Below are 19,157 nucleotides of genomic sequence, written 5' to 3'. Positions count from 1 at the left end.
GAAATTATGCAGTTATATGGGTCTACCTCGTCGCCGTTTGTCCGCCGTTTGCGTCTGTTGTTGGCAGAGCACCCGCATGAGTTTATCAGCCTGAATATTTTTGAGTCGGCCGACCGGGAGCGGCTGATTGCACTGAACCCGACACGCAAAGTGCCGATGCTCGCCGACGGCGAGCAGGTGGTGTTTGATTCCGGCGTTATTTATCGTTACCTGACACAGAAGTTCGCCTTAAGCCCATTAAGCTGGCCGCAGGAGAATTTGCTGACCATCATTAACGCAGCCAATGATTCGCTCGTTGAGTTGCTGCTGTGTAAACGCTCAGGTTTTGATGTCCGGGATAACAAATTGTTTTTTAATCTGCAGCATGAACGGGTTCAGGCCACGCTGAAGATCTTAAACAGCAAAGTGTCAGCTGGCGAATTTCAGCAGTGGGACTATCTGGCGATGAGCCTGTATTGTCTGGTCGACTGGATTTGTTTCCGTGAACTGGTCGATATGCAGCCGTTTGGCGCTTTATTGCAGTTTAAAATTGCCCATCAGGATGAAGTCGGGGTAGCCGAAACAGATCCAAGGTTGGGTTGAATCCAAATCAAATAAAATGGCTGCAATTGCAGCCATTTTTGTCAGTGGGGCAGAAATACGGGCTTAATCCAGCCCAATAAAACCGCCGGTCTGATGGGCCCATAACTGCGCGTAGATGCCACCTTGTGCAATTAACTCCTGATGGCTGCCTTGCTCGACAATAGCCCCCTGGTCCAGCACAATGAGCCGGTCCATCGCCGCAATAGTCGACAGCCGGTGCGCGATGGCAATGACTGTTTTGCCTGCCATAAGCCGGTTCAGACTATGCTGAATGGCCGCCTCGACTTCAGAATCCAGTGCCGAGGTCGCTTCATCCAGAATTAAAATCGGCGCGTTTTTTAACAACACCCGCGCAATGGCAATGCGCTGGCGCTGGCCGCCGGATAACTTCACGCCACGTTCACCAACCTGTGCGTCTAGGCCCTGATTGCCGCGTGGGTCACTCAGTTCACTGATAAACTGGTCGGCTTCGGCGGCTTTAACGGCTGCCAGTAGTTCAGCTTCGCTGGCATCCGGCTTACCATACAGAATATTTTCCCGCACAGTGCGATGTAGCAGCGAGGTATCCTGTGTCACCATCGCAATTTGTGCACGCAGGCTTTCTTGTTTCACTTCACTGATATTTTGTCCGTCAATGCGGATTTGACCGGTTTCCAGGTCATAAAACCGCAGCAGCAGATTGACCAGCGTTGATTTACCGGCACCGCTACGGCCGACCAAACCGACTTTTTCACCTGGTTTTATCTGTAAATTCAGGTGCTGCAACACCTGACGGCCCTGACTGGCGTATTGAAAACTGACCTGGTCAAAATGAATAGCGCCACCGTCAACTTGCAACGGCTTGGCGTCTGGCTGGTCCACCACTTGTTGTGGCTGTGCCAGCGTAGTAATGCCATCGGCCACTGTACCGATATTTTCAAACAAACTACTGACTTCCCACATGATCCACTGCGACATGCCGTTTAAGCGCAGCGACAGACTGACGGCAATGGCAATTGCGCCGACGCTGACCGCTTGCGCCATCCATAACCAAATCGACAAAGCGCCAATGGAGAATACCAGCAGGTAGTTCAGCGCCTGCACGCTGAAACTTAACCAGGTGACCAGGCGCATTTGTTCATATACCGGGTTTAAGAAACGCGACATGCTGTCTTTGGCGTAATCGGCTTCGCGGCTGGTGTGCGAAAACAACTTAATGGTATTGATATTGGTGTAGCTATCGACGATGCGGCCGGTCATATCAGAGCGGGCGTCAGCCTGGCGGCTCGCCACATTTTTCAGCCGCGGAATAAAGTAGATTTGCAGGCAGATATATAGCGCAAGCCATACCAGTAACGGCAACACCAGACGCCAGTCGGCGTCAAACACCAGATACAACATAGTGCTGAAATACACCAACACATAGACCATGACATCGAGCAGTTTGGTGGCAGTTTCCCGCACGGCAAGGGAAGTTTGCATCACTTTAGTGGCGATGCGGCCGGCAAAATCATTCTGATAAAAACTGACACTTTGTTTAAGTAAATACCGATGTGCCTGCCAGCGAATGGACATCGGATAGTTGCCTAACAAGGTCTGGTGTAACACGGCTGAGTGAATCAGCACCAACAGCGGCATACCGACAGCGGTTAATAAACCCATGCGGATCAGCGTGTCTTGCTCGGTTTGCCATAAAGTCGCCGGGTCTTTTTGCACCAGCCAGTCGACTAATTGCCCCATAAAACCGAACAACGACACTTCCAGCATCGCCAATAAGGCTGTGAGCAGCGCCATCACAGCTAAAGGAATTTCCATGCCTTTGCTGTAATGACGGCAGAACGCATACAACCCTTTGGGCGGTTGGGTCGGCTCTTCTGCCGGAAAAGGATTGGTTAGTTTTTCGAAAAACTGCAGCATGGCAGACCTCAATAAACCTGCCACTTGCGCGACAGGTGTTAATAATTGCTGAGAATATCCCGGCTACAGCTCAGCATGGCCTGAATCTGTGGCAACGTGATATCCAGATGAGTGACTAAGCGTAAGCGGGATTTGGTCTGGCCAGCACTTTGATACACACTGCTAGTCAGCCGGACCTGATGTTTGCCTAATTCTGCCACAAAATGGTTGGCAAGCGCAGCGTCCAGATCGCAGAAAATGATATTAGTTTGCGGCATTTGCAGTGAAAACTGAGTTTCCAAACCGCAGTCCGACACTATCTGTTTGAGGCCTGACGCCAGCTGCTGCGCATGTTGATGGTCATCTGCGAGCCGTCTGACATGCTGCTGCAAAGCATACAAACCAGCTGCAGCTAAACCGCCGGCCTGACGCATGCCGCCGCCAAGCATTTTGCGCACGCGGCGGGCGCGGGCGATAAATTCCGCCGAACCTAACAACAAAGATCCGACCGGTGCGCCAAGTCCTTTGGACAAACACACCGAAATTGAGTCATAACCGCTGACTAACTGCCGGGCGACCTGATAGGGATCTGCCTGAGTTTTTGTTGCAATCGCCACAGCGGCATTAAAAATCCGTGCACCATCGATATGACAGGCCAGCTGGTTGGCTTTGGCCAAAGCCGCCATTTGCGCCATATAGTCGAGGCTTAAAACCTGGCCGCCGGTGGTATTTTCAATGACTAGCAAGCGGGTGCGGGCAAAATGCGGGTCGTCTGGTTTAATCGCCGCCAGCACGTCCGCGGCTAACAGGCTGCCGTCCGGTTGATTGGCTAATGGTTGCGGCTGAATGGAACCAAGCACCGCCATGCCACCGCCTTCCCACTTGTAGGTGTGCCAGTTTTGGCCAACGATGGCTTCATCGCCGCGCTGGCAGTGGCTCATCAGCGCAATCAGGTTAGTCATAGTGCCGCTTGGCGCGAATAACGCCGCTTCAAAGCCCAGCAGCTCTGCGGCATATTGTTGCAACGCATTCACGGAAGGGTCGTCACCAAATACGTCATCGCCAAGTGGCGCAGCGGCCATGGCAGCACGCATGGCAGCAGTAGGTTGGGTGACAGTGTCGGAACGAAAATCAATCATTAGTGATCCCTGGGAGAAGCTGTGACGATGCCACTTTAACATAGTGTTCGAAGCAAATCGGAGCTGCTGGCACCATGAATTCTGACCAACAGCATTGAGGCTGCGACTAAAGGGGCGACTGGTCTTGCGGACTGGTCTCAAAAGCCTGAGTCAGACCGTCGAGATCGCTGACCAGCCAGGCCGGGTCGAGATATTGCCGGAGTCCCTGCGGCAAATAACGGATAAGCTGTGTCGCGGTCGCCGACAGGCGCCGGTCGCGTCTGACCACCAGATACCAGTGACTTTCCAGTGGCAACCCTTTCACTGACAAAATCTGCACCGGTTCAGTGCCGGCCTTCAGCGTATGAGCAGACAATACCGCCAAACCAAGGCCAGAAGCGACACTGAGCCTGATTGCTTCGTTACTTTCAATTTGCATGGTTTTTTCCAGCGCCAGCCCTTGGTTACTAAGCCAGGTTTCCAGCATCAGCCGGGTGGCGGAGCCGGGTTCACGGATCAGAAAACGTTCGGCTTTTAAATCGGCCATCGTCAAATCAGGTCGGTCTGACGCCCAGTGGCCAGGCGGCGCAATCAGTTGCAGCGGATTCTTCAGCAACCGGCGCGCCAGCACCTGATTGCCGGCCGGGGGATGGCTGAACAGAAACAAGTCGTCTTGTTGTTGTTCAAACCGGCTTAAAATTTGCGCCCGGTTGCCAATATTCAACGTCAGCTCAATTTGCGGGAACTGACGGGAGAATTCTGCCAGCAACGGGGGCAGAATGTATTTGGCGGTGGTGACGATACCAAGGCTTAAGCTGCCGCTGTTACCGGCACGAGCGCTTTGTACAAACTGCGAAAAATCGGCAAAACGGCCCAGCACATCCTGGCTGGCGCGGTATAACTCGGCGCCCACCGGCGTCGGCATCAGTAAGCCTTGCACTGGCTCCAACAAAGGTTCGCCAGCCCATTCACTGAGTTTTTTCAGCTGGATAGACACCGTAGGCTGGGTCAGATGCAGTTGCCGCGCAGCCTGCGAAATACTGCCCTGCTGCACCACGGCTTGATAAACCTGTAATAGCCGAAAACTCAGATGACGGATATTCATAGATAATTATCTATATCAGTGTGTTCATACATTTATTATTCAATAGTTCCGTCCGCAGGCACAATAGCGCCCGGCTCAAAGCGGAGGAAATATTGATGCCCGATATTGTGATAGCGTTTTTCGCCTTTGGTTTAATCGCCGGTTTGTTGAAATCCGACTTAAAAGTACCGCATTCAATTTATGAGACGCTGTCGATTTTATTGATGCTGGTGCTGGGTTTAAAAGGTGGCCTGGCGCTGCACGGTAATGTCACTTCTACTTTACTGCTGGAACTGTTGCCGGTGGCATTGCTGGGTCTTATCCTGCCATTACTGTGTTATCCGATTTTACGCAAGCTGGTGCGGCTGAATATCGACGATGCAGCCAGTATCGCTGCGCATTATGGCTCGGTCAGTGCCGGGACTTTTGCGCTGGTACTGGCGATGACGGAGCGCGCCGGTTTACCGGTGGCTCCACAGACGACGCTTTATCTGGTGCTGCTGGAGCTGCCGGCGATTGTCGCTATGCTGTGGCTGCACCGGCGCCTGACCGGTCAGGGCAGTGCCGGCGGTATCGTGCGCGAATCTCTGACCAGCCGCGGCGTGTTGTTGCTCGGCGGTGGGGTGTTAATTGGTTATGTTTATGGACCTGTGGGGCTGGAGCCTATTGCTCCGGCGTTATTAGGCGGTTTTAAAACCATGCTGGCGCTGTTTCTACTGGAAATGGGCCTGTGTACCGCGAAGGTCTGCTCGCCGTTGCCACTGGCACAATGGCGATTGTTAGCCTTTGCTGCAATTATGCCGTTTGCCCTGGCCTGGAGCGGGATAGCGACTGCGCTTTGGCTAGAGTTGCCGCAGGGCAGTGCTGTGGTACTTGCCGGTTTAACGGCCAGCGCGTCATATATTGCCGCGCCGGCTGCGATCCGCGCCGCAGTGCCTGGTGCTAACATTGGGCTTGCCATGTTAGCGGCACTGGGGATTACTTTTCCGGTCAACGTGCTGATTGGCTTACCGCTGTATCAGCACTGGGTCAGCTGGTTTTATTAACAGCAACACTTTGCAGCTTTATCCCAGGTGCCAGCCGAGCTGGCGCCTGAGCCATTGCCAGCTTGGCGGGGCGGTTTTTAACGGGGCAGGTTTAGGCGGATTTGACATCAGCAAATCGGCCTTGATCCAAGGCGGTGCCACACTGCCAAACCCTGCGGTCGGGTAGTACTCCGGCTGAAATGTTCTGTTCTGTTGTTCCATCTTCATCACATCACCTCTGTAATATCTCAGGCCACACCGGCAATTTGCCAGTCATGTGTTGCAGTCAGATGATCCGCCGACAGATAGTCAGAAACTTCTGCATCTGGCGGATCTTCGTCTGAGCACGGTTATCCGTTCCGGCCGCAACGGGGTGAGTGTAAAGGTTTGTGACTAAAAAAGCTGCTCCAGCCTGCTGTCAGTTTTCTGCCACAGCGCTATTGGTTCTGATGTTGCCGTATCTGCAATGACTGGAAAATTTCCATCAGATCAAGACGCTGAAACAGCGTGTTCTCCGGTTACTACCGACGACTGTCCGTATTTTGTTACAAGACAACGGTGTCATTGGGTTTTCATAATTTAGTGAAACCTGAACTAATGCGCTTAAAAAGCAAAAAGCCTGCAAAAGCAGGCTTTTTTCAACGAAATTTAATGGTCGGTACGGCGGGATTCGAACCCACGACCCCTGACACCCCATGACAGTGCGCTACCAGGCTGCGCTACGTACCGACGAGCGCCTTATCTTACTGTCTTTCTGTCTGATTGCAATGCCATCCAGCCTGACTGCGGCATTTTTAGCCGGATTATCAGACAAATAGCCCAAACTCAGGCGACGATTTCGGTTATGGTATCAATCAGCTACATCCATCCGGATGTCTGCATTTATCAGCCGGACCACGTCTTAGGCAGGAAAATTTATGTGGATTTTATTTACCTTATTGGCCGCGTCTATGCAGGCGGTGCGTAATGCCTGTCAAAAAGAACTGAGTAAAGAAGTCTCAGTGCTGGGTGTGACGCTGGCGCGCTTTATTTATGCCAGTCCACTGGCGGCGCTTTATTTGTGGGCTTTGTATGCGCTGACTGAGCCGGCACAGCGGCCAGCAGTCCCGTTGTTTTCGCTGAGTTTTGCCGGTTTTATCCTCGCAGCGTCCTTGATGCAAATTTTGGCCACTGCACTGATGGTGGTGCTGTTTAAACAAAAAAATTACGCTATCGGGGTTGGCCTGGCGAAATCGGAAGCGATTTTTGCTGCAGTGCTCGGTGTGTTGTTTTTTGCCAGTGTGTTGTCGCCGCTAGGCTGGATCGGTGTCGGTGTCGGCGCCATCGCGGTATTTTTATTAAGCGGTGTGAGAAATCTGACCGAACTGCCAGTTAAAACCGTCGCCATCGGCGCGGCCAGTGGTGCGGCGTTCGCGCTGACATCTTTATGGATCAGAGAAGCCAGCCTCACGCTGGGTTTACCCTTTCCTTATGGCGCCGCCTGGGTGTTGTTGTTTGTCATCAGTTGCCAGACCCTGATGTTGCTGGGCTATCTGCTACTTCGCGACCACGCTGTGCTGGTTGCGCTCTGGCACAGGCCGCGGTTGACGATGCTGACCAGCTTTTTCAGCTGCATCGGTTCACTCGGCTGGTTTACTGCCATGAGCCTCGAATCTGTGCCGCTGGTCAAAACGCTGGGGCAGGTAGAAGTGCTGTTTACCTTGTTGATCTCAGTGTTCTGGTTTAAAGAAAAGCTCAAGCGCACCGACTTACTGGGCCTGGCGCTGGTCGTGGTGGCGGCTGTACTGGTGATGTGGGCCTGATTTTGCGTAGAATGTGCCAACGTTTTTTTTGATAAAACAAAGCCAAAAATATGACAACTAATATCCTTGACCGGGCACTGAGCCCGGCAGATCTCGCAGCCAGCGGTGATTTTCTGGCTCTGACGCTGAGCCATCCTGAACATTTAACGCCATTTTCATACGTGCTTACGGACGGCACTGTCGCCGAGATTTGGGACACTGGCGTCATCTGTCTGTCACCAGTGCAGCATGGCAATACCGACATTGTGTTGTCTGCTGGCGTGCATGGTAATGAAACGGCGCCAATCGAACTTTGTGCAGCACTGTGTCAGGACCTGTTGACTGGCAAGCTACAACTCAAGCAACGCACCTTGTTTTTATTTGGCAATCCGCCGGCCATCAACGCGGGCAAACGGGAACTGCAGGATAACCTGAATCGTTTATTCTCCGGCCATCATAGTAAAGGTGATGGGGAACCTGGCTGGGAGCGCCAGCGCGCAGCAAAGCTTGAACACTATGTGCAGCGTTTTTATCAGACCGGTGGCGAAGGGCGCGAACGTCTGCTGTATGACCTGCACACTGCCATTCGCGGTTCGCAGTTTGAGAAATTTGCTGTTTATCCGTTTTTACATGGCAAACCCTGGAACAAAACTCAGCTGCGTTTTCTACATGCCTGCGGCGTAGAAACTTTTCTGCTCATGCAAACGCCAGCTTCTACTTTTAGTTATTTTGGCGCGCAAAGCTGCGGCGCTCATGCTTTTACGCTGGAACTGGGTAAAGTGCGGCCCTTTGGCGACAACGACATGAGCCGCTTTGCTGCTTGTGATTTGATGCTGCGGGCTTTGGTCACTGACACAGTGCCAGAGCTTGCTGAGTTTGATGAAAGCCAGTTCAACTTCTTTGTGGTCAGCCGCGCGGTGAATAAACAAACCGAGCAGTTTGAGCTGTGTTTTGCCCGCAATATTGAAAACTTTAGCCAATTTGCGCTCGGTACTGTGTTGGCACGGGATGGCGCAATCGAATATCGCGTCGATGAACCGGGCGAAGCCATTATTTTCCCCAATGCCGATGTCGCAATTGGCCAGCGCGCTATGTTACTGGTGAAGCCAGTGTCAATCGCCGGTCAACTGTGTGACTAACGGCTGATCTCTGCATAGACAAACGGGCTTTGCGCCCGTTTTTCCTTCACATTAGTTTTCCTTATCCGAGCCCTCGGAAAAATTCACCGTAAAAACCACAGCTGTGCTACGTTTTACAGGCTGGCGCAGTTGCAATGCAGTTTACGTAAAGGTAAAGTCAGCCGCGCTGAATTAAAACAACAACAGCGAGAATGCAGGGGTTTGGTTGACGTCTACGTCAAGTAAAATAATCCGACGCGCCAGAGCGCCTGCAAAAATCCAGGGGAGAAGCTGACCTAAACAGCGCCAGACTGTCGGTCAGATGGGTTTAACATCAAGGTAAAGCAGGCAAACACCAAGGTCCGCGTTACCCGCATGACAAAGAGAGATCTATGACCAACCCGAATAACGCCACGATTTCGACTGTACATCAGGCCGAATTCACCAGTGGCCACGCCTTGCAGATCCCAACACTGCGCATTTTACAAGACGACGGCACGCTGTACGCAGGCGCCACGGCGCCTGAGCTGGACCAAGCCACCGCCTTAAAAATGTATCAGACCATGACCTTTATCCGGGTATTAGATGAACGGATGTTAGGGGCACAGCGCCAGGGCCGTATCAGTTTTTACATGCAGTGTCTGGGTGAAGAAGCCGCCACTGTCGGCAGTGCCGCAGCGCTGGATGACGCTGACATGATCATGGCACAGTACCGCGAACAAGGCGCCTTGCGTTACCGCGGTTTTACGCTGGAACAGTTTATGAACCAGCTGTTTTCCAACGAAAAAGACTTAGGCAAAGGCCGGCAGATGCCGGTGCATTACGGCAGCAATGCCATTCATTACATGACGATTTCGAGCCCGCTTGGCACGCAAATCCCACAAGCCGCCGGTTACGCTTATGCGCAAAAACTGCGTGGCCTGTCGAACGTCACCATCTGTTATTTCGGCGAAGGTGCGGCTTCTGAAGGTGACTTCCACGCCGGCTTAAATATGGCTGCGGTGCACAAAGCGCCGGTGCTGTTTTTCTGCCGCAACAACGGCTACGCCATTTCCACGCCGGCCAACGAGCAGTTTAAAGGCGACGGCATTGCCTGTCGCGGCGTCGGTTATGGCATGAAAACAATCCGCGTGGATGGCGCTGACATTCTGGCGGTGTATCAGGCCACTAAAATGGCGCGTGAATATGCATTAGCGCATAACGAGCCGGTACTGCTGGAATCCATTGCTTATCGTTTAGGTGCACATTCCTCGTCGGACGACCCAAGTGGTTATCGCTCAAAAGAAGAAGAAGAACTGTGGCGCAAAAACGATCCGGTCGCGCGTTTTCGTTTATTCCTGCTGCAAAAAGGCTGGCTGGATGATGAAGCCGACAAAGCCGCCACTGAGCAGCTGCGTCAGGATATTCTGGAAGCATTAAAAGTGGCGGAAAAAATCGCCAAGCCGGGTATCGAACATCTGATCAGTGATGTTTACGCCGAACCTATCCCTGAACTGGAACGCCAACTGGCGGACCTGAAAGACCACATCCGCAAATATCCGGATGCGTATCCAATCACGTCGGGGAGAATGTAATGGCGAAAATGAATATGTTACAGGCCATCAACAACGCACTCGATTTAGCGATGGCCAAAGATGACGGTGTAGTGTGTTTTGGTGAAGACGTCGGCCATTTTGGCGGCGTGTTCCGCGCAACGTCCAAACTGCAGGAAAAATACGGCAAAGCCCGTTGTTTTAACACGCCTTTAACTGAGCAAGGCATCGCCGGTTTTGCCAACGGTATGGCGGCACAAGGAATGAAGCCGGTGGCAGAAATTCAGTTCGCTGATTATATCTTCCCGGCCTTTGACCAAATCGTCAATGAGACTGCCAAGTTCCGTTACCGCTCAGGTAACGAATTTAATGTCGGTGGTCTGGTGTTCCGTACGCCATATGGCGGCGGCATCGCCGGTGGTCATTACCACAGCCAGTCACCGGAAGCTTATTTTGCCCACACGCCGGGCTTAAAAATTGTGGTACCACGGAATCCGCATCAGGCCAAAGGCTTGTTATTGGCTTCGATCAACTGCCCGGACCCGGTGATTTTCTTCGAACCAAAAAAACTGTACCGCGCGTCGGTCGGTGAAGTACCGGAAGAATATTACGAGCTGCCGATTGGTCAGGCCGAAGTGATGAAAACAGGCACACAGGTCACAGTGCTGGCCTGGGGCGCGCAGATGGAAATCGTCGAAAAAGCGGTGGAAATGGCTGAAGCCATCGGCATTTCCTGTGAGCTGATTGACCTTCGCAGCATTCTGCCGTGGGACGTGGATACAGTGGCGGAGTCGGTGAAAAAGACCGGCCGGCTGGTGATTAACCACGAAGCGCCGTTAACCGGTGGTTTTGCCGGTGAGATTGCCGCGACTATTCAGCAGCGCTGTTTCCTGCATCTGGAAAGCCCAATCCTGCGCGTCTGTGGTCTGGATACGCCGTACCCGCTGGCGCTGGAAAAAGAATATGTCGCCGACCATTTAAAAACCTTTGAAGCCATTAAAGCTTCTGTCAATTTCTGAGCCGGAGTTATCGATGAAAAAAGATTTTATCCTGCCGGACATTGGTGAAGGCATCGTCGAATGTGAACTGGTCGACTGGCTGGTGAAAGAAGGCGACCGTATTGTCGAAGATCAGCCGATTTGCGACGTGATGACTGACAAAGCGCTGGTACAAATTCCGGCGGTCTACAACGGCGTCGTCAGCAAACTCTATTACGCCAAAGGCGATATCGCCAAAGTGCATGCGCCGTTGTTTGAAATGATTGTCGATGTCGCCGCCGGTGATGCCCCTGTGGTTGCCGCGCCGGTTGCGCCAGTGGCTGTCGGCGGTAAAGTGGTGGAAGATTTTATTCTGCCGGATATTGGCGAAGGCATTGTTGAATGTGAAGTTGTCGACTGGCTGGTGAAGGAAGGCGATATCATCGCCGAAGATCAACCGGTCTGTGATGTGATGACCGACAAAGCCTTAGTGCAAATCCCGGCCAAACATCCGGGTAAAGTGGTGAAGCTGTATACGGCCAAAGGCCATATCTCCAAAGTGCATGCACCGCTGTTTGCCATTGAAATGGATGCAGCGCTTGCCGCGGCTACACCGGGCTCTGCGCACGTCAGTGCGCCAGCAGCGGTTCAGGCGAGCGTGCCGGCCGCTGCGCCAGTAGCAGCTGTGGTATCGGCAGTGGCGACCAGCCTGCCGGTTGGCCATAAAGCACTGGCAAGTCCGGCCGTACGCCGCCTTGCCCGTGAACTCAGCGTTGACATCCACCGCGTACCGGGCACTGGCCCTAAAGGCCGGGTGTTTAAACAAGATGTGCAGGCGTTTGTGTCAGGTGCCACAGCAGCGGTAGCCACTCCAGCATGCGCTGTTGTGACACGCGAAGCTGCGCCGGCAGCCAGCAGTTGTAGTACCAGCCGCCGGGTTGAGCCAATTAAGGGCATTAAAGCCGCGATGGCGCGGCAAATGGCCGAATCTGTCGCGACTATTCCGCATTTTACCTATTGCGAAGAGATTGACCTGACCGAGCTGATTGCGCTGCGTTTAAGCCTCAAAGACGGCCTCGCTAAACAAGGCGTCAAGCTGACTATGATGCCGTTTTTTATGAAAGCGATGTCACTGGCGCTGAACGAGTTCCCAATCTTAAACAGTCAGGTCAACGCAGATTGCACCGCGCTGACTTATTTTGACGAGCATAACATCGGGATTGCGGTCGATTCCAAAGTTGGTTTGTTGGTGCCGAACGTCAAAGATTGCCAGCGTAAATCTATTGTTGAAATTGCACAGGATTTAACGCGGCTCACTGATTTGGCGCGCGAAGGCCGCGTCAGTCCGGCCGATTTAAAGGGCGGCACTATCACCATTTCCAATATCGGCGCTATCGGCGGGACAGTCGCGACGCCGATTATCAATAAACCGGAAGTGGCGATTGTGGCTTTGGGTAAAGTGCAGCAGCTGCCGCGTTTTGACAGCAAAGGCCATGTGGTAGCGCGCTCCATCATGCAGGTTAGTTGGTCGGGCGATCACCGGGTCATTGACGGCGGCACTATCGCGCGTTTCACCAATCTGTGGAAGAAGTATCTGGAAGAGCCGTCTGCCATGCTGGTGGCGATGCGTTGATAGGCTAGAACTATCTAACCGCGTGAAAACCTGTTAAAAAAGCCCCATTAGGGGCTTTTTTGTTTTGGCGATGTACAAACACCAACTACGTAACTTTTATATCCCGGAAGAGCAGTCGATTTACCTGCTCAACGCCAACGACGCGAAAAAGCTCAAAGACTGGGTGGCGCTTTGTATGGACGAGCTGCGTAAACTCGGGTATCGCGACATCGAACTTGTGGGGAAAGGCGCTTATGGTTTTGCTTTTGCCGGGCTCGATAAAGCCGGTGAGCAATGTGTGTTTAAATTCTCCCGGGTTAATCTGCCGCAGCATATTCAGGAGCGGCTGGCCGACGAGGCCTACATGCTGTCGCAAATCCAGCACCCGAATGTGCCGCGTTACATCACTTATCAGCTGGTGAAAAAACAAGGCATTCTGATGATGGGCCGGGCGCGCGGCATTGATTTAGAGCAGTACAGTCTGCGTCACGGCCGCTTACCAGTGCGGCTGATTATTGATATTGCCGCACAGCTCGCCAGTTTGCTGAAGTTTCTGCGCAGCCATCAAAAAGACGGCGATGCCTGCCCGATAGTGCATGGCGACATCAAACCATCCAATCTGGTGTATGACGAAGTGAGCGGCCAAATCAGCTTGGTTGACTGGGGCAGTTCTGTGTTTGCGCAGACCGACGAGCAGGGCAACTATCTGGGTAATAACGTGATGAGTCTGATGTCTGCCGATTTGCAACATTCCAATGCGCGGCTTGGCGATGTGTATTTTATCGGTGCTGAGCAACGCGCCGGCGCGCTGTCCAGCCCACGTTTTGACGAGCAGGGCGTGGCGGGTACTTTGTATGCGCTGGCGTCCGGGCAAAGTTGTCGTTTTGGTCGCAAAGCCATTCCGGCGCGAAGTTTAGGCCTGCCGAATGAATTTGCCACTATCCTCGACAGCCTGCTGGCCGATGATCCGCAGCTCAGAGCCCAGGCCGGTGACTATTTCCTCAAAGCCATGCCACGACTGGTGCATCTGGTGCTGCCGCCCATTGAGATACTGGACGATAACCCCTTGCTGCCATTTGGTATCAATCAACAAAGCCGTGAGCTGGACACTGTGGTCTATTCATCGCGCAAATCCTTTTTGCGTGAACACAGCGAAGAAGATGGCATTCAGTACATCGATGACGTGCAGCTGGAGCGTTATTACAAAAACTACCTCGAAGGCATGGGCGAAACTGAAAAAGCTTTTGTTGCCGCGGTGAGCCGGCTTGGCCGTTATCCGGTGGTCGGCGGTTTAGCTATTCACTGGCAAGCTCAGGGAGTGTATATCGACTGCCATTTTCATTTGTATCAACAGCAGCTGACCGATGCATTTACGCTGGCATTAAACAATGTGGTGACGCTGGCGCGGGCCATCGCGAAAGTGGGGACCTTTAAGGCTTGTTTGTTTGATGCACGCCAGACCATCCACCTGGCCCGCGACCATGCTGAAGATGCGTTCGCCATTCCTTCGGGTTTAACCATCCCTTATGAAGTCAAAGCGGTCAGTAACGCTGAGCTTAGCAGCAAACAACATTCTTATTTTGAAGATGGTAAAGACCCCGATGAGCAGCTGACGCTGCCGGACGCTATCATGGACGACCTGGCGCAGCTGAACCTGATTCGTCATACCGGTTGTATTATCTTTGAAGTCACCAGCTTTTATATGAAAATCCACAGCTATTTCCATTTGCTGGACCCGGATGCAGAGCCGCAGTTTGCTTTGTTACTGGCAAATATCGTGCGGAAAATTCCGCTGATCCGCGGCGAAGGTGTCGGCGGTTTTATGAAGCTGCCGCATAAAGACACCCGCAAGTTCAGTCATCAGCTGGTGCAACCGCCTTTGGTATACCCGGTAAATCCGAATATAAGATAAAGTTAAAATAAGCTGCAGCTGCCCGTGGATTTGCTATTGTTTGACAGATGGAGTAACAGGCTGGAGCTTGGAGTGGACTCTTCGGTAGTAAAACAGCAAATCGCGATCCTGCAGGCTATTGCCGACCATTCAGGTGCAGTGATAGGCGCCAAGGATTTGGATGGCCATTATTTGTATGTGAATCAGCAATATGGCCGTTTGTTCAGCCGTCCCGTGACAGATTTTATTGGCAAAACCGATGCGGAGTTGTTTCCGGCGGAAACCGCGTTGCAATTTCGCCGGGCAGATATTTTGGCGCAGCAATCTGCAGTGGCGATTAGCGTCGAAGAACGCGTGGAAGTCGATGGCGTTGAAAAAGAGTTTTTGTCGCTGAAATTTCCCATCACCAACCAACAAGGCGAGCTGTTTGCGACAGGTCTGGTCGCGGCTGATATCAGTAAATTAAAAGAACTGCAGCGGCAGTTACAGAATCTGGCAGATCATGACCCGCTCACCCAGTGTTTTAACCGCCGTCGCATCCTCGAAATTGCCGAACTGCACTTAAAAAAAGCCCGTCGTTATCAGCAGGATTTCAGTATTCTGCTGTTTGACCTCGATCACTTTAAACAAGTGAATGATCAGTATGGCCACGCCACTGGCGACCAGGTGCTGCAAGGCTTCGCCAGCAAAGTGCAGTCTGAGTTGCGTAAACCCGATGATTTCGGCCGCATTGGCGGCGAAGAATTTATCGCGTTATTGCCCGATACCAACGCCCATTCCGCGGTGGCGCTGGCAGAGCGCATCCGCGTCAAAATTGCCGACTGGCAGTGTCCGGCGCTTAATGGCGGCCAAGTCACGACTTGCATCGGTATTGCGGAATTCTCCCTGCAACTGCAGCGCATGGATGAGCTGACCGCAGCGGCTGATCATGCCTTATATCAGGCCAAAGCGCAGGGACGTAATTGCGTGCGGATGTATTAAAGGCTTGGCGGACTAATAGCTAAACCTTTGATTTCAATCCGATAGCAGTTAACATGCTGGTGCATTGCTAAAAAGAGTCTTGAGTCCTGCCATGGTCAGAAAAAGTTGGTTGTTGCTGTTGTATTGGCTGTGTGGCAGCGCAGGCGCCGTGACGCCGTTACAGGCACCGGACCCACATAGTTTTGCCAATTTTAAACAGGTGCGTAGTCGTCATCTGGTGCTTGATCTGGCCGTGGACTTCACCCGGCAACAACTGACCGGTTATGTTGAGCACCGGCTGGAGCGCCTCGATCCGACGGTACAACGCCTGATATTGGACACCCGCCATCTGAAAATAACCGCAGTGACTGCCAGCCGAGACGGCGTGCACTGGCAGAATACGCCTTATCTGCTGAGCATTGCAGATAGACTAAAAGGCCAGCCGCTGACTATTCAGCTGCAGCCAGACACACAAGCGGTCCGGGTGTATTACCAAACCACACCGCAGGCCAGTGGCCTGCAATGGTTGACCGCCGACCAGACCAGCGAGAAGAAGCAGCCATTTTTATTTTCACAATCTCAACCTATTCATGCCCGCAGCTGGTTGCCGCTGCAGGACACACCGGCCAATCGCATCACTTATCAGGCACAGGTCCAGACTTCACCCGGACTACTGGCAGTGATGAGCGCAGACAACAGCGCCAATACCAAGCGAGATGGCCACTACCGTTTTGATATGCCGCAACCGGTGCCGTCTTATCTGATTGCGCTGGCGGTAGGCGACCTGCATTTTAAAGCGATGTCGGCGGATACCGGTGTGTACGCCGAGAAAATCTGGTTGGATAAAGCCAGTGTCGAGTTTGCTGACACCCAGAAAATGATGGACGCTGCCAATCGCTTGTTTGGTCAGTATCCGTGGAAGCGTTATGACTTGCTGGTGTTGCCGTCGAGCTTCCCGTTTGGCGGCATGGAAAACCCAAGGTTGTCTTTTGTCACGCCGACTATTATCACCGGCGACAAAAGTTTGATTAGTCTGGTGGCGCATGAGCTGGCACACTCATGGAGCGGTAATCTGGTCACCAACGCCAGCTGGAACGATGTCTGGCTGAATGAAGGTTTCACCAACTATGTCGAAAACCGCATTATGCAGCAGGTGTACGGCCAAAATCGCGCCGACATGGAATTGCTGCTGAACGTGCAGGCGCTGCGTGAGCGTTTAAAGCAATTACCGCCGGCTGACACGCGGCTGCAGCCTGATTTTAGCGGGCGGGACCCGGACGATGCTTTTCATCAGGTGCCTTATGTCAAAGGCCAATTGCTGCTGACTACGTTGGCGCAACATTTTGGACAGGATAAATTTGACGCGTTTTTGCAGCGTTATTTTGCCAAATTCGCCTTTCAATCGATAGATTCTGCGACATTTGTGCGGTTTTTTTCCGAAGAGCTGAATCAAGACCAGAGTTTTAGTGCGGCATCGCTGTCACAGTGGTTACATCAGCCTGGTCTGACCGATGAAATTCAGCTGCCGGCGTCCGATGCTTTTCGCCGTATCAATGCAAGCCAGCAGCAATGGCTGCGCGGCGAAACCAGCCTGAGTCTGCTTGCCACTAATCATTGGTCCGTACACGAGTGGCTACATTTTATTGAACAATTGCCGCGCCAGCTGAGTCCACAACAGCTCAGCGAGCTGGAGATGGCGTTTTCGCTGTCTCAAAGCAGTAATGCAGAGATTTTCACTGCCTGGGCCAAACTGGTGATCCCGCTGAATCATCAGCAGATTATTCAGCCACTGCGCCAGTTTTTACTGAGTGTGGGCCGGCAGAAATTTATTACACCACTTTATACAGAGCTCAAAGCCAATCCGCAGTGGCGCAGCTGGGCCGCACAGGTCTATCGCGAAGCCAGACCCGGCTATCATCCGCTGGCGCAGCAACAACTGGACCGGCTTGGACTTTGACATTTGGTCACAGTCTGTTGACTTCGGGCTCTGTTAAGCTGTTGCGGTGTTTAACAAGGAGATTTTGATGAAATACCCTACGTTGTTATTACTTGGCGCTTTACAGAGCTTTTGTGTTGTTGGTGCTGCCGAAGCCGCTGAAACGGATTATGTATTGGTCAACGGCAGTGGTGCCGTCGCAGTGACACCGACACAAGCGCGGCTGACGCTGGTGTTCTCAGCCCAACAGGCCGATGTCGCGGCCGGCAAAAAGCTGGTTGACCAACAAAGCGCCGCGTTTGCCGCAATTTTGCAGCAACACCAGATTAAAGCTACTGATATCAACAATGCGCCGCTGGTGATTTATCCGGAGCAACGCGAGGAAAAACTTGACCAATTCCGCATTGAACGTAGTACCACAGTGCTCATCCGCGACCTGAAAATCTACCCGGCCTTACTGGAAGCGGCGACCAAGCTCGGAGTCAGTCAGATCCAGCCGGTTGAACTGCAAACCGCCGACAGCGAACAATATTATACCGAAGCGTTGCAGCAGGCTTTTGCCGCAGCAAAAAGCAAAGCAATACAGCTTGCCGAACTCAGTGGCCGCAAACTCGGTAAGGTCAATCAGGTGCTGGAACAGTCTAGTGCACCGGGGCCGCGGTTCAAAGGCATGATGATGGCGGCGGAGGCGATGCCGGTCAATTTTGGCCAGCAACAGATCCGTGCCGACCTGCAGGTACAGTTTGAACTGATAAATCGCTGAGAAATGTGAAGCGGATGGTTTAAATTTTCGGGCAAACCAAGTATGGTAGGGGCCTTGAGTTAATAACCCGTTCAGACCTGATGTTTGCTGAAAAACTAGCCTTTTATGACACGCTCACGGCGCAATGCGCTGCGTTAATCTCCGACGAGACCGATTTCATCGCCAATCTCGCTAATGTCAGCGCCTTATTATTTATGGAAATGCCGGACCTGAACTGGTCCGGTTTTTATTTGTTAAAAGACCAGCAACTGGTGCTTGGCCCATTTCAGGGCAAGCCGGCTTGTGTGCGGATCGACATTGGCAAAGGCGTCTGTGGCACAGCTGTTGCCACTGGCGAAGTGCAACTGGTGAAAGATGTGCACGAATTTCCAGGCCATATTGCCTGTGACGCTGCCAGTAATTCAGAAATTGTGTTTCCGCTGCGCCTGCGCGGTGAAATCATCGGGGTGCTGGATATTGATAGCCCGTCATTGGCCCGTTTTGATGACGCTGATCAGGCTGGCCTTGCCAGACTTGTCAGTGCTCTGGAACAACGTCTGGAACAAACCTTATGAAAGACTGGTTGTCCGTCCAGGATTATTTGTATGACGTCCGGGATGTCGGTGACTGGGAAGGCGAAGAAGAACTGGTCGCAGACCGCATTAATGCGATTTACCATGCGGTCTGGCCAATCATTCCCGACGATGCCTCGGTCGCGTTAATCGACCGGCTGATGCGGGATATCTGGGATCAGCTGCGCGGCAGCGAAGTGATGATCGAAGCAGATGAAGACGAACTGGTCGACTGGGCGCTTGCGCATAGTCGCCAATTTATAGAACAACAGGGCGCGCCGTCTGACGACGAAGATGATGAAGACGCAGATGACGACGCCGAAGATGTCATTGATGAAGAAGAGTATTAAAC

At 52.6% G+C, this 19,157-nt stretch carries 17 protein-coding genes and 1 tRNA gene; 13 read left to right on the top strand and 5 right to left on the bottom strand.

The features are described from left to right. Nucleotides 1–6: 6 nt before the first annotated feature. Nucleotides 7–582 carry a glutathione S-transferase family protein gene (locus tag ABNT34_RS12690; protein WP_348732179.1) on the top strand — a complete coding sequence of 192 codons (576 nt, stop codon included), beginning with the start codon at nucleotides 7–9 and terminating at the stop codon, nucleotides 580–582. Between the two features lie 63 nt (nucleotides 583–645). Here the strand turns inward: ABNT34_RS12690 and ABNT34_RS12685 are convergent, their stop codons facing one another. The 3 genes from ABNT34_RS12685 to ABNT34_RS12675 form a co-directional block, all read right to left on the bottom strand. Then, nucleotides 646–2,478 (bottom strand): ABC transporter ATP-binding protein, encoded by a 1,833-nt coding sequence (locus ABNT34_RS12685; RefSeq protein ID WP_348732177.1) that lies wholly within the window; start codon nucleotides 2,476–2,478, stop codon nucleotides 646–648. Between the two features lie 38 nt (nucleotides 2,479–2,516). Beyond that, nucleotides 2,517–3,596, bottom strand: coding sequence for a low-specificity L-threonine aldolase (gene ltaE / locus ABNT34_RS12680; protein WP_348732176.1), 1,080 nt, complete (start codon nucleotides 3,594–3,596; stop codon nucleotides 2,517–2,519). Nucleotides 3,597–3,702: 106 nt separating this feature from the next. Then, on the bottom strand, nucleotides 3,703–4,680 hold the full coding sequence (locus tag ABNT34_RS12675; protein ID WP_348732174.1) for a LysR family transcriptional regulator: 978 nt from the start codon (nucleotides 4,678–4,680) through the stop codon (nucleotides 3,703–3,705). Nucleotides 4,681–4,775: 95 nt separating this feature from the next. Between ABNT34_RS12675 and ABNT34_RS12670 the strand changes: the two genes are divergently transcribed. Next, the gene (locus ABNT34_RS12670) at nucleotides 4,776–5,705 is read left to right on the top strand and encodes a sodium-dependent bicarbonate transport family permease (protein ID WP_348732172.1); all 930 of its coding nucleotides are present in this window, start codon (nucleotides 4,776–4,778) and stop codon (nucleotides 5,703–5,705) included. Nucleotides 5,706–5,723: 18 nt separating this feature from the next. Here the strand turns inward: ABNT34_RS12670 and ABNT34_RS12665 are convergent, their stop codons facing one another. Together ABNT34_RS12665 and ABNT34_RS12660 are read right to left on the bottom strand one after the other, a co-directional pair. Continuing rightward, nucleotides 5,724–5,912 (bottom strand): hypothetical protein, encoded by a 189-nt coding sequence (locus tag ABNT34_RS12665; protein ID WP_348732170.1) that lies wholly within the window; start codon nucleotides 5,910–5,912, stop codon nucleotides 5,724–5,726. Nucleotides 5,913–6,336: 424 nt separating this feature from the next. Continuing rightward, nucleotides 6,337–6,413 (bottom strand) — tRNA-Pro (locus ABNT34_RS12660). Nucleotides 6,414–6,601: 188 nt separating this feature from the next. Here ABNT34_RS12660 and ABNT34_RS12655 point away from each other — a divergent pair. The 11 genes from ABNT34_RS12655 to ABNT34_RS12605 all read left to right on the top strand — a co-directional run bounded on the left by ABNT34_RS12655 (nucleotide 6,602) and on the right by ABNT34_RS12605 (nucleotide 19,155). Next, nucleotides 6,602–7,486, top strand: a complete 885-nt coding sequence (locus ABNT34_RS12655) for a DMT family transporter (RefSeq protein ID WP_348732168.1) — start codon at nucleotides 6,602–6,604, stop codon at nucleotides 7,484–7,486. A 50-nt stretch (nucleotides 7,487–7,536) separates the two neighbouring features. Beyond that, nucleotides 7,537–8,604: a succinylglutamate desuccinylase gene (gene astE / locus ABNT34_RS12650; protein ID WP_348732166.1), complete on the top strand. Its 1,068-nt coding sequence runs from the start codon at nucleotides 7,537–7,539 to the stop codon at nucleotides 8,602–8,604. Nucleotides 8,605–8,975: 371 nt separating this feature from the next. Beyond that, on the top strand, nucleotides 8,976–10,157 hold the full coding sequence (locus ABNT34_RS12645) for a thiamine pyrophosphate-dependent dehydrogenase E1 component subunit alpha (RefSeq protein WP_348732164.1): 1,182 nt from the start codon (nucleotides 8,976–8,978) through the stop codon (nucleotides 10,155–10,157). Then, on the top strand, nucleotides 10,157–11,134 hold the full coding sequence (locus ABNT34_RS12640; RefSeq protein WP_031564809.1) for a transketolase C-terminal domain-containing protein: 978 nt from the start codon (nucleotides 10,157–10,159) through the stop codon (nucleotides 11,132–11,134). The genes ABNT34_RS12645 and ABNT34_RS12640 overlap by 1 nt, the downstream gene beginning before the upstream one ends. Before the next feature lie 13 nt (nucleotides 11,135–11,147). Continuing rightward, nucleotides 11,148–12,725, top strand: coding sequence for a dihydrolipoyllysine-residue acetyltransferase (locus ABNT34_RS12635; protein ID WP_348732162.1), 1,578 nt, complete (start codon nucleotides 11,148–11,150; stop codon nucleotides 12,723–12,725). A gap of 70 nt (nucleotides 12,726–12,795) precedes the next feature. Continuing rightward, entirely contained in the window at nucleotides 12,796–14,616 is a 1,821-nt protein-coding gene (locus ABNT34_RS12630; protein ID WP_348732160.1) for a protein kinase, read from the top strand. 72 nt (nucleotides 14,617–14,688) lie between these two features. After that, on the top strand, nucleotides 14,689–15,576 hold the full coding sequence (locus tag ABNT34_RS12625; protein WP_348732158.1) for a GGDEF domain-containing protein: 888 nt from the start codon (nucleotides 14,689–14,691) through the stop codon (nucleotides 15,574–15,576). Between the two features lie 91 nt (nucleotides 15,577–15,667). Further along, nucleotides 15,668–17,512 (top strand): M1 family metallopeptidase, encoded by a 1,845-nt coding sequence (locus tag ABNT34_RS12620; protein ID WP_348732156.1) that lies wholly within the window; start codon nucleotides 15,668–15,670, stop codon nucleotides 17,510–17,512. Between the two features lie 67 nt (nucleotides 17,513–17,579). After that, on the top strand, nucleotides 17,580–18,254 hold the full coding sequence (locus ABNT34_RS12615; protein ID WP_348732154.1) for an SIMPL domain-containing protein: 675 nt from the start codon (nucleotides 17,580–17,582) through the stop codon (nucleotides 18,252–18,254). A gap of 80 nt (nucleotides 18,255–18,334) precedes the next feature. After that, entirely contained in the window at nucleotides 18,335–18,808 is a 474-nt protein-coding gene (locus ABNT34_RS12610; RefSeq protein WP_348732152.1) for a GAF domain-containing protein, read from the top strand. Next, nucleotides 18,805–19,155, top strand: a complete 351-nt coding sequence (locus ABNT34_RS12605; protein WP_348732150.1) for a hypothetical protein — start codon at nucleotides 18,805–18,807, stop codon at nucleotides 19,153–19,155. The genes ABNT34_RS12610 and ABNT34_RS12605 overlap by 4 nt, the downstream gene beginning before the upstream one ends. The last annotated feature ends 2 nt before the right edge of the window (nucleotides 19,156–19,157 follow it).

The organism is Rheinheimera texasensis (genome assembly GCF_964031785.1).
GTDB classification, from domain to species: domain Bacteria; phylum Pseudomonadota; class Gammaproteobacteria; order Enterobacterales; family Alteromonadaceae; genus Pararheinheimera; species Pararheinheimera texasensis_A.
Note: the sequence above shows the minus strand (reverse complement) of the source record. Positions and strands in the feature narration are given on the sequence as shown.

Coding starts and splice junctions, on each gene's coding strand:
- ltaE (WP_348732176.1), bottom strand. CDS start 3,596: ATGATTGATTTTCGTTCCGACACTGTCACCCAACCTACTGCTGCCATG.
- ABNT34_RS12690 (WP_348732179.1), top strand. CDS start 7: ATGCAGTTATATGGGTCTACCTCGTCGCCGTTTGTCCGCCGTTTGCGT.
- ABNT34_RS12635 (WP_348732162.1), top strand. CDS start 11,148: ATGAAAAAAGATTTTATCCTGCCGGACATTGGTGAAGGCATCGTCGAA.
- ABNT34_RS12620 (WP_348732156.1), top strand. CDS start 15,668: ATGGTCAGAAAAAGTTGGTTGTTGCTGTTGTATTGGCTGTGTGGCAGC.
- ABNT34_RS12645 (WP_348732164.1), top strand. CDS start 8,976: ATGACCAACCCGAATAACGCCACGATTTCGACTGTACATCAGGCCGAA.
- ABNT34_RS12640 (WP_031564809.1), top strand. CDS start 10,157: ATGGCGAAAATGAATATGTTACAGGCCATCAACAACGCACTCGATTTA.
- ABNT34_RS12630 (WP_348732160.1), top strand. CDS start 12,796: ATGTACAAACACCAACTACGTAACTTTTATATCCCGGAAGAGCAGTCG.
- ABNT34_RS12615 (WP_348732154.1), top strand. CDS start 17,580: ATGAAATACCCTACGTTGTTATTACTTGGCGCTTTACAGAGCTTTTGT.
- ABNT34_RS12655 (WP_348732168.1), top strand. CDS start 6,602: ATGTGGATTTTATTTACCTTATTGGCCGCGTCTATGCAGGCGGTGCGT.
- ABNT34_RS12605 (WP_348732150.1), top strand. CDS start 18,805: ATGAAAGACTGGTTGTCCGTCCAGGATTATTTGTATGACGTCCGGGAT.
- ABNT34_RS12685 (WP_348732177.1), bottom strand. CDS start 2,478: ATGCTGCAGTTTTTCGAAAAACTAACCAATCCTTTTCCGGCAGAAGAG.
- ABNT34_RS12675 (WP_348732174.1), bottom strand. CDS start 4,680: ATGAATATCCGTCATCTGAGTTTTCGGCTATTACAGGTTTATCAAGCC.
- ABNT34_RS12670 (WP_348732172.1), top strand. CDS start 4,776: ATGCCCGATATTGTGATAGCGTTTTTCGCCTTTGGTTTAATCGCCGGT.
- astE (WP_348732166.1), top strand. CDS start 7,537: ATGACAACTAATATCCTTGACCGGGCACTGAGCCCGGCAGATCTCGCA.
- ABNT34_RS12610 (WP_348732152.1), top strand. CDS start 18,335: ATGTTTGCTGAAAAACTAGCCTTTTATGACACGCTCACGGCGCAATGC.
- ABNT34_RS12665 (WP_348732170.1), bottom strand. CDS start 5,912: ATGAAGATGGAACAACAGAACAGAACATTTCAGCCGGAGTACTACCCG.